Below are 14,780 nucleotides of genomic sequence, written 5' to 3'. Positions count from 1 at the left end.
TACGAGAAAATTACTTATTTTGGAAATTACCTTCATTAGTTTTTTACCTCCTTTACTTATTTTCTTTTAAATCTTATTTTTAGAATTTTTTATAGCACTTTAATATTCTAATACCTGTTAAATTTACTCTTCTTATATAGGCTTATAGACAGCTTGTACATTATTAATATCAATTATATTTTTATTCGTATTTCTATTAAAATTATCCTGGAATATTTCTTTAAAAGTTTTATGGCCATGAAACTTCTAGCCATAAAACACGAACATTAATTTTTTATCATGGTGGTGAACCTCTATTAATCTCCTTATTATTTTCAATTCTGTTGAATTTATAATTTTCAAAATTTATTTGTTGCAGATTTGTACCAGCTTCTATTTTTTCAAATTCAAATTTTAATTGTAATCCATTTACTACTTTAGTTCCTTCTATAACTCTTGCATTTTCTTTTCTATTTGTTCTTTCTTCTTCTAAATTTACTACTTTTCTACTCTTATAATATAATGTTATTCCATTTTTATTTTTAGTTAAAAATCCTAACTTCTCTAATTCTTTTAAAAAATTATATACACTTCTTTCATTTTTAAAAGCTAAATATTCAGCAATTTTTACAACGCCTAAACTTATAAATGCTCCATATGAGTTGCTTGAATATGCTTTAACTATTAACATTAGTACCTTTCCTATTTTTTGATCTAATATATCAACTGCATTTTCTATATAATTAAGTGGTAATCTATATATTGCCTTTCCTCTCTTTACAGTTAACTTAAATAATCCCTCTTTCTTTTCTAATGTTCCATTCACTTTCTTTGCTAGTTCTTTTAAAGTTGCTACTTTTATTCCAACTTCAGCTATATTAAAGTATCTACCAAAAAGATTTTGTTTTTCTAGTTCTAAATAAGCTCTATAATGGCGTACTGATCCCTTGTTGTTATAAATAGATTCAACTATATTTCTTGCAATATAGATGCTATTTATTGCCTTTTTACAGACATTACAACCAAGGCTTAATCCTTCTTCTTCAAAAAGCATTTTTACTTTATCACAAGAAAAATTAGTCCCATTTCTTTTCAATGATTTATACTTATTTTCAACTGCTCTTAAACTTTCATCATGTTTCCATTCTATAGCTTTTGTTCTTAGGACTTCCTTAATTTCATTTTCACTATAATTAGCTTCACTTAGTCCTAATGCTATGCTTACTAAGAAATTATTTCTGTTCCCTTTATCCATTATTGGCATATTTATTAGTGCTTTCACACACTCTCTAGTACATTCCATTCCTGGTAAATTTAAAACTTTAGTGCTTTTATTTTTATATTCTTTTATAGATTTTTCAACTTTCTTTTTTGCCTTTTCATAAAGCCTAGTCATTGCAATTGATTGAATACCAGGTAACATTAATTTTCTTATGTCCCTTTGTTTCTTAGTTAATTTTACTCTTGTTAAATGACCTGTCATTAAGTGCATAAATTCATCTACTGAAACATAATTAACATATCCACCCTTATAATAAGATCCTGGAGTTTTTATTAATCTGTAGCTTGAATTAACTACGCTTTCATCTACGAATTTTAAGCCCAGTTCTTCTTTTATTCTTTTATACATTTCTGTATAAATTCTATGTACATTTTTACTTGGCTTTAATCCAAATACTTTTGGATTAACCATTATATAAACTGACTTTGAATTATTTATTATAATAGTAAAATCTTCTTCATTTACATTTAATTCCTTCATTAAATACTGAAGGTATTGAGCTACTTCAAATAATACATCAAAATTTTCCTTCTTTTTTGATGATTCAAATTCAAGTGTAAATGGATAATATCTATCATCTAATTCTTCAGTTCTTAAATTTCTATTTTGTTTATTTAAGAAGGTACAAAAACTTTGAAGGCTCATATGACTAAGTTCTTTATTCCATCTATTTTTTATTGGATATTCTAATACTTTTTCTATATGTGTTTCATATTTTTTTTCAGCTCTATTTTGAGAAAATTCTCCTGAAACTACTTCATTAATCCCAAAATAATTTTGAACTTCGCCATATTTATTTATCAAATTATATATAAACATTTGCTCTATAAAATTACCTTTATCCTTCAAAGTTTTTCCCTCCTTTCATCTGATAAATTATGATTTTTGGTATAGTTTCCCCCTCCCCACAATCTATCTATTTAAATTGCTCCGTAATATTTTCCGACAATAAAAAAACTCTTAGGTATTTCTACCTAAGAGTTATATATCAAAACTTATGTTATGCTCTTTAAAATCAAATTGAAAATTATCCCAAAACTTCTTTTGGTTTCCTCCTGTCAATTTGTTATTTTTTATATTGCACAAATTTTCACCTTATGCTAGAATATAAGCATAAAATGAATTTAAAGTTCCAACACTCTGTTTTTTGGTAGTTGCTTTACCAGTTTCAGTTATATAAATTAAGATGTTTGGCGACATTTTAATTTATCGTTCGGACTTGAAATATGAAGAAGAAATTCTTCTTTTTTCTAAATTATATTACATTTTTAGAATTAAAACAATATAATTTAGGCAAAAAGTAGCAGTAAATTTTATTTACTGCTACTTTTAAATTTTATATATCTTCTTCAATTTCTATAATATTTTTAAAGTCAATTTCTTTAAAGTCGTCATCCGTCATACCTTTAAGCTTTATTACAATTTCATTTATTTCAGATTCAATCTCAACTTCATCTACATTTTCTACTACAGATTCCAATTGATTAATTAATTTAATTCTATCATCACAATTATAAAAACTCATAATAGTTAATTCTTCTTTATTAAAGCTCTTTTTCATTTACTTTTCCCTCTTTCTTTTCTAATTTATTATTATAATCATCAGCTTTTTTACTCGCATCTTCAACTATATCTTTTATATCTTTACTATTATTTTTATCTAATTTCATATTATCATTTATTAATTCTTTTCCTCTTACTAAATCTACTGTCTTATTTAAATCAAAATATCTTGCTATTTCTTCTCCACTAAAATAATACCCACTTCCTTCTCCATCATTAGGAATATATGTATTATCTTCTCTAGCTTCAAAGTGAACTTCAAACTCTCCTTTTTTAAATCCTTCAACAAAAAAAGATGTTCCTCCCTTTATAAAAGAACCATCCTCTAATTTCAAGTCATCTTTCATTGTATATTCTTTAGCATTATATTCTAGCTGCTCTATTTCACTACCAACAACTTTATTTATCTCTTTACTAAGAAAATCATTTAACTCTCCATATAATTTTAACTCATTTTTTAACTCTTCAATAGATTGATGTTGACTTTCTTCTGAAGAATATTTTATATCTTCTTTTAAGTCAATAATTCTCCCTTCAATATATCCCTTCTCTTTTTGTAAATCTATAAAATTTTGATCTCTTTTTAAATCTAACTCTGAATAACCTGATAATTCTATTTTTAAGAAATCATCAAATGAAAATACTGCACAATTTCCTTCTATAAAATCATGATCATTTAATTCATCTTTAAATCTTTCTACAAAAGTATCTAACTTTAATCCTTGCTTCTCCATCAACATTTTATCTTCTTCTGATATTTTTTTTTCATATAATTCAACTAATTTTGGAGTATTAATACTTAAAAATTTCTCTTTTTCTTCATTATCCATTATACAAGTTCCTATGTTTAGTTTTTCTAACTTACTTTCTTCACTTATATTAAAATCAGTTTTTTCAGTTTTATATTCTGATTTTTTTAAGAATATTTCCTTTAATTTCTCCAATATATTAAATTTCATAACTACGCTCCTTACTCTCTTTATTCTCCAATTTATTGTTATGATCTTCAGCTTTTTTACTAGCTTCTGAAATTATCTCTTTAATATCTTTATTATCATGGTCTATTTTAATTTCTTTATCTTTAAATAACTCTTTATAATTAATATCAATTTTATCTATTAAAGAAGCAGCAGTTTTTTGAATTGTATCTAAAGATTTCTTAAGTTCCCCTAACTCTTTATCACTACTCCATCCAGCTAAGTATCCAAAACTATAATCAGATGTATCTATTCCATAATAATTACTAACTATAAATGCAATACTTTCAGCTTCAACTTCTTTAGTTTCTCTACTCTTTCCATCTTTTATTGTATGTAACTCTGCATGAGCCATTTCATGAAGAAGCGTCTTTATTGTTTGAACTTCTGACATATTTTCTTTAACCATAATTCTTTTTAAAGCAGGTGTGCAATATCCTTTTGCTTCTCCTTTTATGCTTCCATATGCAACATTAAAACTTGTACTATTTTCTAATGCTTTCTTAAAATTACTATAATCATTTACACTCCCTTTTAACTCTTCAGTCAAGCTTGGTAATGGCTCTCCACTAGTCTGACTTATATCAAAAACATAGGTTATTTTATATTTAGGAATTATTTGCTCTACTTCTTCTATAACTTTTTTGCCATCTACGTATATGAAATTACCTTTTTCACCTTTATTGACTTTTCTTTTAAATGTATTCCACTTATTAAATCCAGCTACATAAGTTGCTTCTGGTTTCTGCATCATTATTAATATAGAATTTCTAAACGAATAATTATGGAACTTAGACATTACTTTTAAAAAGTTTTTATATTTATCACTCTCAAACAAATCCTTTATTCCATCTTCAAGTTTTTCACTTAATTCTTTTACTTTATCTTCATTAGAAGATTTTATATTTTTTTCATATACCATATTTTCATCACCTACTAGTCTTTTTTTAGTTTTATAAAAAAACTTATCCTCTCTTAACTGCTGACTATTATCCATAACTTCATACTCAACACTATTTAAAAAGTAATTACCGTTTTTTTTTAATCCCTCATAAATTTTCACTACATTTTCTTTCACATTTATAAGATAATTTATTTCATCATTCAAATTCAATTTATCAGATATCCTTTCTAAATTCTTGATATCCTGCTTTAGTTTGCTTATATCTTCATCAGAAAAATTTATGTCATTCATATTACTTATATCAAATTTCAATTCATCTAAATTTATTCCATCTAATCTAGCTTTATTATAAATATCAACCTTTTCATTTAATTCATCTTGAAACTCATTAAAAATTAACTCATAAACAAGTAGATCTTTATAATTATCACAATTAATATATTTTATAAAAGCATCTATTGTATTTTTTCTGTATTCATATAAAATAGGTAACGCTTTATAATCTAATATTCTATGATAAGCCTCTATATCCACATTAGCTAATTCTTGCATAGATATTTCAAATTTTTCTTCAAGCTTTTCAATTTCCTCTATTGATTGTTTTTCTAAATTAATATCTAAATTCTGTATAGCTCTTTTAGAAAAAATCCCTATACTTTTAAATTGATTAAATGTAGGAAATACAGATACTTTTTCTGTAGTATATTCTTGCTCTATGCCAAACCTTTCTCCTAAAATCAATATTGCTTTCCCTTGATCTACTCCTTCTATTTCACTTACCAAGGAAATTACATCTCCCCCTTTTGAAATTCCCCAATCTCTCCATATATTTTTACTTGGATTTATTGAAAAAGATGGTGTCCTATCATTTTCTCTAAGTCGTCCCCACCAGTTCTCACCCTTTGCTTTTAAAACTATTCCATAATGAGAACATACATCTTGTATCGGTATTGCTTTAATTTCATCAATCTTATAATACATTCCTCCTTCTCCCTCCTAAAAAAAACAATAATAAAACACCAGGTATCTTCCTGGTGTTAATTATCCTTCTAATTCCATTTTGTATATATATATTTTCTCATATAGCCAAGTTAGAGTACTCAATATAAGTTCTGCTCCTATTTGCATCAAAATTACAAATATGATTCCAAATATATATGCTGAAAAAGTATAATAATCTTTTTTAAACAAAGTCCAAATAGTAGGTATAATAAATAATAAAAGAAAAAATCCTCCAATACGTTCTATTATTGATTTCATACCTTCAAATACTATTATTATTATTTTTAAAACTATTAATGGTATGCTTAAAATAGTTTTTAATAATATACTTCTCATTTCTTCCTCCATAGTTTTTTATTTTATTATATCATCAAAACTCTAACTTGAAATTAATAAATTTCCCTGTATCTTCTAAAACTACAGTTGCATCATATTTCTTATCTTTTTTTACTGAATATAATCCTTTAACTTCTGCTTTACCATCTTTAAGCAATTTTTTTGCAATACTTTTATTTATTTCTTTCTTTGCATTAGTAAAAAATTTATCTTGCTTCCAAAGTGTAAATCCACATTCTTTTCCACCTTCGCAATAAAAATTTAATTTCCCTTCATAAACATTCTTATTGCATCTAGGACATTTACCTATAATTTCTCTTTCTTTACTTTTAACAAATTCCTTATTTAAATTTCCTTTAGCATTATTTATTAGGCTATTTATATATACTTTTATTTCTTCTAAAAACTCACCTTCTGATAATTCACCATTATTTATTCTCTCTAGCTCATATTCCCACTTAGCAGTTAATTCAGGTGATTTTATATCTTCAGGTAAAATCTTCATCAATTCTTTTCCTTCTATTGTTGATATAAGCTTTTTGCCATCCCTTTTTACAAAACCTTTCTTTATTATCTGCTCAATTATTCCCGCCCTAGTTGCTGGCGTTCCTAAACCTTTGCTTAAAGATTCTTTAAGTTCTTTATCATCTACCAATCTTCCCACATTCTCCATAGCCGATAATAACGTATCTTCAGTATAATATTTAGGTGGTTGAGTTTTCTTAGCTTCTGAAGATAATTCAACATTTTCAAATCTCTGTCCTACATTCACCTCACCTTCAAAACTATTTTTATCTTCTTCTATTTCTATACCCAATTTTTCTTTCATTAATTTTTCTATCAACTTAAAACCATTATCTAATATTTGTTTTCCTGAAAACTCAAATATTTCATCTTCTATTCCCAAATCTATTTTTATATTAGTCTGTTTTATAGGCTTATAAACGCTTTCTAAGAGCTTGTACGCAACTAGGTATAATATCTTCTCTTCACTATCTGTAAGGCTTAAATCGTGCTTTAAAACTTCGTTAGTAGGTATTATTGCATGGTGATCACTAACCTTTTTGTCATTTATAATGCTTTCTAATTTAACTGCTTCAATTTCATACTTTTCCCTTAAATTTTCTCCTAAAAGATTTGAATTTACTAAATTAATTATTAAATCTTTTGTTTCATTTTTCATATCTTCCGTCAAAAATTTACTATCTGTTCTTGGATATGTTATAATTTTCTTTTCATATAAACATTGAGCTAAATCTAATGTTTGTTGTGCTGAAAAACCTAGCAATTTATTAGCTTCTCTTTGCAGAGATGTTAAATCTAATAAACCGCTAGGTTTTATATTTTTTTCTTCTTTAATAACATTTTTTATTATTGCATCTTTACCATTACACTTATTTACTATACTATAAGCTTCAGTTATTCCATCAAATTTTTTAGCAGCTATAAATAATCCAGTATCAGCCTTTACAACAAAATATTGTTTAGGTTCAAAATTTTTAATTTCTTCATCTCTTTTTACAATTAAATTTATAGTTGGTGTTTGAACTCTACCTACATTAAGCATTTTATTATATAAGCCTGTATATAATCTTGTTGCATTTAACCCTACCAACCAATCTGCCTTACTTCTGCAAAAAGCTGACTTATAAAGACTTTCAAACTCTCTCCCATCTTTTAATTTACAGAAACCTTTTTCTATAGATTCTCTAGTCATAGAACTTATCCATAATCTTTTAATAGGTTTATTACTTCCTATTTGATTATATACTAGCCTAAATATCAGTTCTCCTTCCCTTCCAGCATCTGTCCCACAAATCAACTCTTCTACATCATCTCTATTAGCTAACTCTTTTATAACTCTAAATTGATCTTTGGTTTTACTTGATACTTTTGTTTTCCATTCTTCAGGAATTATCGGCAATGTTTCTAAATTCCACTTTTTATACTCAACACTATAATCTTCAGGCATTGCATTTTCAACTAAATGCCCTACACACCATGTTACTAAATAATTATTACCTTCATAATAACCATTCTTTTTTTCACTTGCTCCAATGACTTTGCTTATCTCTAAAGCTACACTTGGCTTTTCAGCTATTACTAATTTCACTCCCAATTTCTCCTTTCTTATCTATGTATTACATGTAATATTACATTATACTCTTATTTTTGATTTTAAATTTCTACTGCAATATAAGAACAGCTCTGAGCTGGCTTATTATCAGTTACATCAAATAATTCTAAATTATTTAACAGAATATCATTAAACTCTTCTCTATCTATATTTTCAGGTTCTAAAATTACTTTCCTTACTTCTATATCTTTCGTATAACTATGAATCTCCATAGCAATCCTACAGTTACTCATTATTACATTCATTGTTGGACTAAAATCAAAAGTTTGATTCTCTTTAAACAACTCTTTATCAAAAGAACAATAAAATAACTCACTTAAATAACATTCTTCACCGTTTTTTAATTTTATTGTCTGCTCTTTCAACTCTTCACCTTTTGTTTCAAATAAAATCTCGTTACCATTCACATCATAAATTTTAAATAAAACCATTATGCTAATTCCACCTATTAAATCCCCTTTATACTTAAATGTTCTTTTAGGTAAAAATAAATAATCATATCCTAATCTATATTTTCTAATTCCTTTAATAGCTTTTTTCTTTTCAACTATCTTTTCATTTTGATTATCCTCTTTTGATTTTACATATTCTTTTAACTCTTTTAACATTATATCCACCATTTCGGAATTATGAGCCAATATCTCTTTTTTCATGCAAAAAAACACCTCTTTAATTATTTATAATTAAATTTAATATATTACCTTGTTCATCAAATTTTGAAATATCATCAAAAATTACTCCTGAATTAACCATACTATCAATATTTAAATCTAACTTTATATACTCTGTTTTTTTATACTGATCTATTCCTTGTACTAGATACTCACAATATAAGTATTTTCCTTCAAAGCTTTTTCTTTTTATTACTTCTGTAGATAATGTATATGATTCATATATTTGTCCATCAATAGGTTGTCCCTTCTCATTAATATTTTCTGAAATATACCATTGAAATTTTGTAGTTTCATTTGGTAGTGCATGGAATATTAATATATCATTGTTATCTTTAGATTTAATACCATACTTCTTCATCAAACTCTCTCCCATAATCTATTTTTAGTTGTTATTATCTTTCCTTTAACTATAAAAATATCCTGGATAAAATTTAATTTATCCAGGAATAGTCTTGCTATTAATTTTTTAATTCCTTTATCATTTTTACCAACTCTTCATATGGAATATCTACTTCATTTATTAATCCTTTTATTTCTAGTGTTTTTAAGTTTTCTATTTCTTTTTCTAATTTTTTTATACCTTCTTCCTCTTTTTTTATTTTTTCTCTTTTCTTTAATATTTGTTCTTCTTTAGCTTTTATCTTTTCTTGAATACTCATATTAAACGCTCCTTATTTGTAGTTTTAATAGCTAAACTTCTAATTTGCTATTCAACAACCCTTCTAACAGTACCATTAAAGGCATTTTTCCAATATCCTTCTAAATTATTCACCCATACTCCATTAGTGGATGCATCATGTAAAAATTTATTATCTCCTAAATAAATACCAACATGATTATTAACAACTCCTTCTGTATTGAAGAAAATTAAATCTCCCCTTTGCATCTCTTCAGTTTTAACTTCTCTTCCCATAGTAACTAATGTCCAAGTTACTACGCTTCTATAATCTCCTAAATTAAGACCAGCATTTGCATAACACCAATGTACAAAAGAACTGCAATCAAACCGTAAAGCTGCAATATCTTCAGAATTTCTTCCTCCTCCAAAAACATAAGGTGATTTTCCTACAATACTCATACCCGTTGTGATAGCTCTTTCAACTACTTTATTTCCATCGCCTACTTTAAAATCATAAATATTTAATGAATATGACTCTATAATATTACAAATTAAACTTGCATATTGTGGATCTGTTGCATATCCAGCCATTCTAATTGCATAAGCTTGTTCCTTATAATCTTTGGCTTTAAAAACCCCTGATTGCTCATATCTTGGATTTTCCTTTAAGAACTTTCCATGATCCTTTACTGAATCCTCAAAACTATCATATTTCCTCCACTTTGCCATTACAGTAATATTACTTCCATTTATATGTTCTTGTGTTGGCATATCAATAGTTTGTCCCTTCCAACTACTATCAGCTTTTACTCCAAATAAATTATTAGCTTTTACTGAAAGGTCAGATTTTCCCCACGCTGATTCATGTATAGCTTGTGCTATTGTTACTGATGGAAAAATCCCGTAATCATTGTAATTATCTTGAGCTATTGGAACTAATTTTAATATAAATGCTCTTTGTTCTTCATTAGGAACTGCAAAATCTATATTTGAATTTTCTCCAATAAAAATACTTATAAACCCTATAAATATACTTCCTATTAAACTTAATGCCACTACTACTGCTCCTAATACAGCTAATACCTTCAATACTACTGGATTAGAGAAAAGTTTTGTAGCCATAATAGTTAGTTTTTTTCCAGCATCATAACCAAACTTTGTGAATTTCTTTACCTGTTTTATTCCTCTTGCTCCATAATCAAAAGTATTTTTAGTTAATTTAGTTGCTTTCTTAGTAGCTTTCGCACTATACCTTAAAGTATTTTTAGTAGTAACTAATGTATCTTTAGTTTTTACAATGCTTTGTATTCCTATATTTTCATTTCCCTTTAATGAATTAACCTCATTTATTAAGCTAGTTGTTATTCCTTTTCCAACAATTCTTTTTAGTTTAATTGACTTTATGTCAGAAATGTTTTTTAAATTCTTTGATACATCTTTTACATACCTTGCTCCATTATAAGCTCTCTTCAAACTTCTTCCAGCTCTTATTAAATCTCTTGGAGCTGATACAATTCTATACATTTTTTCTTTTGCTAAAGTATTTCCATAATCATTATCTGAACTATTTAAATTATCAATTCCATTGTCTACTATTGTCCTTATATACCTAGCTTTAAAGAACTCCTTTTTTACTCTTGAAAAATTTACACTTCTAGTATATTTTAAATCCTCTATTAAATTAGTATATCTTCCTTTTGCTTTTAATTTATCATTTCTTACTATATTTAAACTCTTTCTTCTATTTCCTTGTATATCATAATTCTTTATATTAGGTATATTGTTTTTTATTATTGTTTCAGATATATCTCTTTTTATTATTGTTTCAGATACTCTTTCTTCTCTTACTCTTATTATCCCATCAAGCTTAGAATTTACATAGTTAGCACTATTTTTAAATCCATTTTCTCTTATTACTGATTCACTTCTTTTAGTAATATTACTTGTAATATTATTTTTTCTTAAACTATTACCTCTTGTATCAACTTCCTTTATTTTTATTATAGAATCTATTCTTTTATCATCTATAAGACTATTTTTTCTTGCTTTATAATTATTTTCTTTTCCATTCAACAAAGAGTAAGTTCTATCATTAATTCTTTCTTCTCTTTTTATTGTTGCTCTTGTATATTGACTACTTTTATATGGGTATTCAATCCTACTTATTAGTTCTCTTCTACTACCAGTATCTCCATATCCATTTTTAAAATATTGAGGTTTATTTAAAGATTCATTATTCCCTTTATAAATTCTTTCATTATTTATAACTTTATCTAAAGATTGCTCACTAGTAGATCTATTAACAAAAGACTTATTTATTTCCGTATTATACTCACTATCTTTAATAATACTTTTTCCTTCTAATTTAAAAGAAGCACTTCCATATATAGAAGTGCTTTCTTTATTCTTAACTAAGTCCCTTGAACCATTTTTTATTATACTCATTAAACACCCGCTGTTACTTCTTCAATCTTAGTAGTAAGCATTTTGTAAAGTTCTGTTTTCTTAGGGAAATCATCTTCAAATGGTATTATTGCATTTCCTGCAAATATCAATCCATGTCCTGGATCTGAATTAGTAACATAGTTTAATTGTTGGTCTGATATATTTAATAAATGTGCCAGTTCATCTCTATCAGAAGAAGCCTGATTTAACATATATATAAACTCACTATTGGATAACATACTTCTTGCATTATCACTTCGTAATAAATCTTCAACATTTTGAGTTATTCCAGTTGGAATGGCTCCCCACTTTCTTGCTCTTTTCCATAATTCAAATAAATAGTTATCTGAATATTCATTTTTGAAAAGTAAGTATATTTCATCTATATATATCCAAGTTCTTCTACCTATTTTTCTATTTTGAGTTATCCTATTCCATATTTGGTCTAACACCACTAACATTCCTATAGTATTTAACTGCTTACCTAAATCTTTAGTATCGAATACTACAAATCTATTATTAATATCTATATTGGTATGATGTGAAAATACACTTAAACTACCATTTATATAAATCTCTAAAGCAAGTGCTAAATCATTTGCTTCAGGCTCTGGTTGTTCTACTAAATTACTATAAAATGTTTTTAATGTTGGTACATCTTCCTTCTTAGGGTTATTAAAATATTTTTCATAAGTTAATAAAACAGTTCTGTCTATTATAGTTTTATGAGCTGAAGATAATCCATATCTTCCCCCTATAAGTATTTCACATAAAGATAATATAAACTCTGATTTTAATGATATTGGGTTATCATCGTCTGCATAATCTAAATTTATATCAAATGGATTAATAAAATTATTACTTCCAGCAGATATTTTTATTACTTCTCCATAAAAACCATTAGTTTTAACATCATTATCAATTCCCTTAGCTAATGGAGTATATTCTCTTTCAGGATCTATTACTATTACATCATCATTTGTACTTAAAAGTACATTTGCAATTTCTCTTTTAGCTGCTAAAGATTTTCCCGAACCTGAAGAACCTAAAATAAATCCATTTGCAGTTTTAAGATTTTTTCTATTTACTAAAATCAAATTCTTACTTAATGAATTACACCCATAATAAGTCCCATTATTATGGAACAATTCTTGAGTGGTAAAAGGAACAAATATACCTGTAGAAGCAGTAGTTAATGTTCTCTTTATATCAACATAATTTTTCCCTAGAATTAAAGTTGAATTAATCCCTTCCTCCTGAAGATAATCTAAATATCCTATTTTACAATTGTTCTTTCTGCAAATTGATGATATTTGATAAATATTTTCTTCTAACTCTTCCTTTGTTTTTCCTGAAGTAAATATTAAAATTGTATTTTTAAACATACCTTGATTTTTATTTAATAAATCATCTAATAATTCATTAGCTTCAAGTAAACTAAATTTAAGTTCATGCGGTATCATCTCGGGATCATATCCAGCTTTTATAGCTTTTTTCTGTTCATCTATTTTTTGTTGTTCCATAAATGCAATTTTACTCTTAACTAAATCCAAAGCTTTATCTTGTGAAACTCTATTTATATGTAGATTAATTGTTAAATCGCAATTTAAGTCTGAAAGTTCACTTAATAGCTTATCAGATAAATCAGAAGGTAAATCTTTTAAATATACAACTTGTCCATATCTATTGCCAAATTCAAAACTTCTCTTATCTTTAAAGTCAAAACTATCGGGTGCTATAAAATCTTTTGTACTTAAACTATTTTCAAGTAAGTATTCATATTCAAATTTATATGGTTCATCAGGATTAAAAATAGAGTGTATAAATTCACATCTTTCACTTCCTGAAAGAACCGAGTTTATACACCCTAATCTTTTCATGTTTGCTTGTACATCAGCCTCTATTCTTGATAAAACTTGTACTCCCTGTTCATAGTTACTTGCTTCGCAAGAGAAAGTAAGATATTTCTCTCTTATTATACCATTTTGCCCTTTTAAAGCCTTATCTATAAGCATCTGATTATACTCATACCTATATTTATTCAATCCATCATCCTTTTTAGGCGTATATAATAAAATTCTCTTTTTAAAATCCTCCTGGTCTATTCTTCTATTATTTATAGTAATTTGAACATTAATACTTGGATCAAAATAATTTAAGAACTCACAGTACCTAGAGAATATATCTATTTGATCATCTCTTTTAGCAATTTGATAATTTATATCTGAAAATTTTATAGTTTTTGAATATATTCCACCCTCAACATCACAAACTCCATCTTCAAACATTCTATTATATCTTATAGTGTTTTGAACTGTTGCTGGAACTTTTAAAGATTTAAGAAAGTTTTTATCTACCTTTCTTTCTCTGTCTGAAATCTCGTTTTGCCCCTTTAATTTGTTTCTTAATTTCTTTGAATTTTCTTTCTCTATCTTTTTTGCTTGGTTCAAAGCCTTTATATTCTCTTTCTTCTTTAACCTTTCTTCTAATTGACTTTTGGGTTGTTTTTTTCTTAATATCACTTTCATATCCTCCTTCCAATAAATCAACTTGAACTACTGTCTTGTAATTCCTTTTTGATTTTCCAAATTGATGTTTCAAAAACATTATCAAAACTTTTTCAAATTTTAATCCTTTTGGTTTCAAGTAACCTATTGCTATTAATGGCACAACTTCTATTATTACTATATATCCAGTTAATTCTTGTCCTATTTTATTCATTAAAAAAATATAACTTGGTACACTTATAACAATTGCAATAAGTGAACATACCAACTGTCTAACACTTAAACCAAACATTATTTTTTCTTGATATTCTGTTATCTCTTTAGGTATTCTTACTTCTACTGACATTCTAGTTCC

12 protein-coding genes are annotated in these 14,780 nt (G+C 26.4%); all 12 read right to left on the bottom strand.

Annotated elements, in window-relative coordinates:
* Positions 1 to 277 precede the first annotated feature (277 nt).
* Positions 278 to 2,110 carry a hypothetical protein gene (locus E7L17_RS11730; RefSeq protein ID WP_042398847.1) on the bottom strand — a complete coding sequence of 611 codons (1,833 nt, stop codon included), beginning with the start codon at positions 2,108 to 2,110 and terminating at the stop codon, positions 278 to 280.
* Positions 2,111 to 2,597: 487 nt separating this feature from the next.
* The gene (locus tag E7L17_RS11725; protein ID WP_042398850.1) at positions 2,598 to 2,822 is read right to left on the bottom strand and encodes a transposon-transfer assisting family protein; all 225 of its coding nucleotides are present in this window, start codon (positions 2,820 to 2,822) and stop codon (positions 2,598 to 2,600) included.
* Positions 2,806 to 3,783 (bottom strand): hypothetical protein, encoded by a 978-nt coding sequence (locus E7L17_RS11720; RefSeq protein WP_042398853.1) that lies wholly within the window; start codon positions 3,781 to 3,783, stop codon positions 2,806 to 2,808. The genes E7L17_RS11725 and E7L17_RS11720 overlap by 17 nt, the downstream gene beginning before the upstream one ends.
* A complete protein-coding gene (locus E7L17_RS11715; RefSeq protein ID WP_316323367.1) occupies positions 3,773 to 5,686 on the bottom strand; it encodes a CHC2 zinc finger domain-containing protein in 1,914 nt (637 codons plus the stop codon). The genes E7L17_RS11720 and E7L17_RS11715 overlap by 11 nt, the downstream gene beginning before the upstream one ends.
* 60 nt (positions 5,687 to 5,746) lie before the next feature.
* Positions 5,747 to 6,043 carry a hypothetical protein gene (locus E7L17_RS11710; protein WP_042398856.1) on the bottom strand — a complete coding sequence of 99 codons (297 nt, stop codon included), beginning with the start codon at positions 6,041 to 6,043 and terminating at the stop codon, positions 5,747 to 5,749.
* Between the two features lie 34 nt (positions 6,044 to 6,077).
* The gene (locus E7L17_RS11705) at positions 6,078 to 8,156 is read right to left on the bottom strand and encodes a type IA DNA topoisomerase (RefSeq protein WP_042398858.1); all 2,079 of its coding nucleotides are present in this window, start codon (positions 8,154 to 8,156) and stop codon (positions 6,078 to 6,080) included.
* A gap of 65 nt (positions 8,157 to 8,221) precedes the next feature.
* Entirely contained in the window at positions 8,222 to 8,833 is a 612-nt protein-coding gene (locus tag E7L17_RS11700; protein WP_052330674.1) for a hypothetical protein, read from the bottom strand.
* A 16-nt stretch (positions 8,834 to 8,849) separates the two neighbouring features.
* Positions 8,850 to 9,212: a hypothetical protein gene (locus E7L17_RS11695; protein ID WP_042398860.1), complete on the bottom strand. Its 363-nt coding sequence runs from the start codon at positions 9,210 to 9,212 to the stop codon at positions 8,850 to 8,852.
* A 100-nt stretch (positions 9,213 to 9,312) separates the two neighbouring features.
* Positions 9,313 to 9,513, bottom strand: coding sequence for a hypothetical protein (locus tag E7L17_RS11690; protein WP_042398862.1), 201 nt, complete (start codon positions 9,511 to 9,513; stop codon positions 9,313 to 9,315).
* Between the two features lie 47 nt (positions 9,514 to 9,560).
* Positions 9,561 to 11,918: a glucosaminidase domain-containing protein gene (locus E7L17_RS14960; RefSeq protein ID WP_410470665.1), complete on the bottom strand. Its 2,358-nt coding sequence runs from the start codon at positions 11,916 to 11,918 to the stop codon at positions 9,561 to 9,563.
* Complete coding sequence (locus E7L17_RS11680) at positions 11,918 to 14,368, bottom strand: VirB4-like conjugal transfer ATPase, CD1110 family (protein WP_078061333.1); 2,451 nt, start codon at positions 14,366 to 14,368, stop codon at positions 11,918 to 11,920. The genes E7L17_RS14960 and E7L17_RS11680 overlap by 1 nt, the downstream gene beginning before the upstream one ends.
* Positions 14,268 to 14,771, bottom strand: a complete 504-nt coding sequence (locus E7L17_RS11675) for a PrgI family protein (RefSeq protein WP_052330676.1) — start codon at positions 14,769 to 14,771, stop codon at positions 14,268 to 14,270. Before E7L17_RS11675 ends, E7L17_RS11680 begins: the two co-directional genes overlap by 101 nt.
* Between the last annotated feature and the right edge of the window lie 9 nt (positions 14,772 to 14,780).

Origin of the sequence: Clostridium sp. (genome assembly GCF_032576335.1) — a bacterium.
Taxonomy (GTDB): domain Bacteria; phylum Bacillota; class Clostridia; order Oscillospirales; family Acutalibacteraceae; genus Faecalispora.
This window is presented reverse-complemented; position numbering and strand designations above follow the sequence as displayed.

What these genes read in the sequence shown, in the direction of transcription:
- E7L17_RS11700 (WP_052330674.1), bottom strand. Translation starts at nt 8,833, where the DNA reads ATGAAAAAAGAGATATTGGCTCATAATTCCGAAATGGTGGATATAATG.
- E7L17_RS11695 (WP_042398860.1), bottom strand. Translation starts at nt 9,212, where the DNA reads ATGAAGAAGTATGGTATTAAATCTAAAGATAACAATGATATATTAATA.
- E7L17_RS11675 (WP_052330676.1), bottom strand. Translation starts at nt 14,771, where the DNA reads ATGTCAGTAGAAGTAAGAATACCTAAAGAGATAACAGAATATCAAGAA.
- E7L17_RS11690 (WP_042398862.1), bottom strand. Translation starts at nt 9,513, where the DNA reads ATGAGTATTCAAGAAAAGATAAAAGCTAAAGAAGAACAAATATTAAAG.
- E7L17_RS11720 (WP_042398853.1), bottom strand. Translation starts at nt 3,783, where the DNA reads ATGAAATTTAATATATTGGAGAAATTAAAGGAAATATTCTTAAAAAAA.
- E7L17_RS11715 (WP_316323367.1), bottom strand. Translation starts at nt 5,686, where the DNA reads ATGTATTATAAGATTGATGAAATTAAAGCAATACCGATACAAGATGTA.
- E7L17_RS14960 (WP_410470665.1), bottom strand. Translation starts at nt 11,918, where the DNA reads ATGAGTATAATAAAAAATGGTTCAAGGGACTTAGTTAAGAATAAAGAA.
- E7L17_RS11725 (WP_042398850.1), bottom strand. Translation starts at nt 2,822, where the DNA reads ATGAAAAAGAGCTTTAATAAAGAAGAATTAACTATTATGAGTTTTTAT.
- E7L17_RS11710 (WP_042398856.1), bottom strand. Translation starts at nt 6,043, where the DNA reads ATGAGAAGTATATTATTAAAAACTATTTTAAGCATACCATTAATAGTT.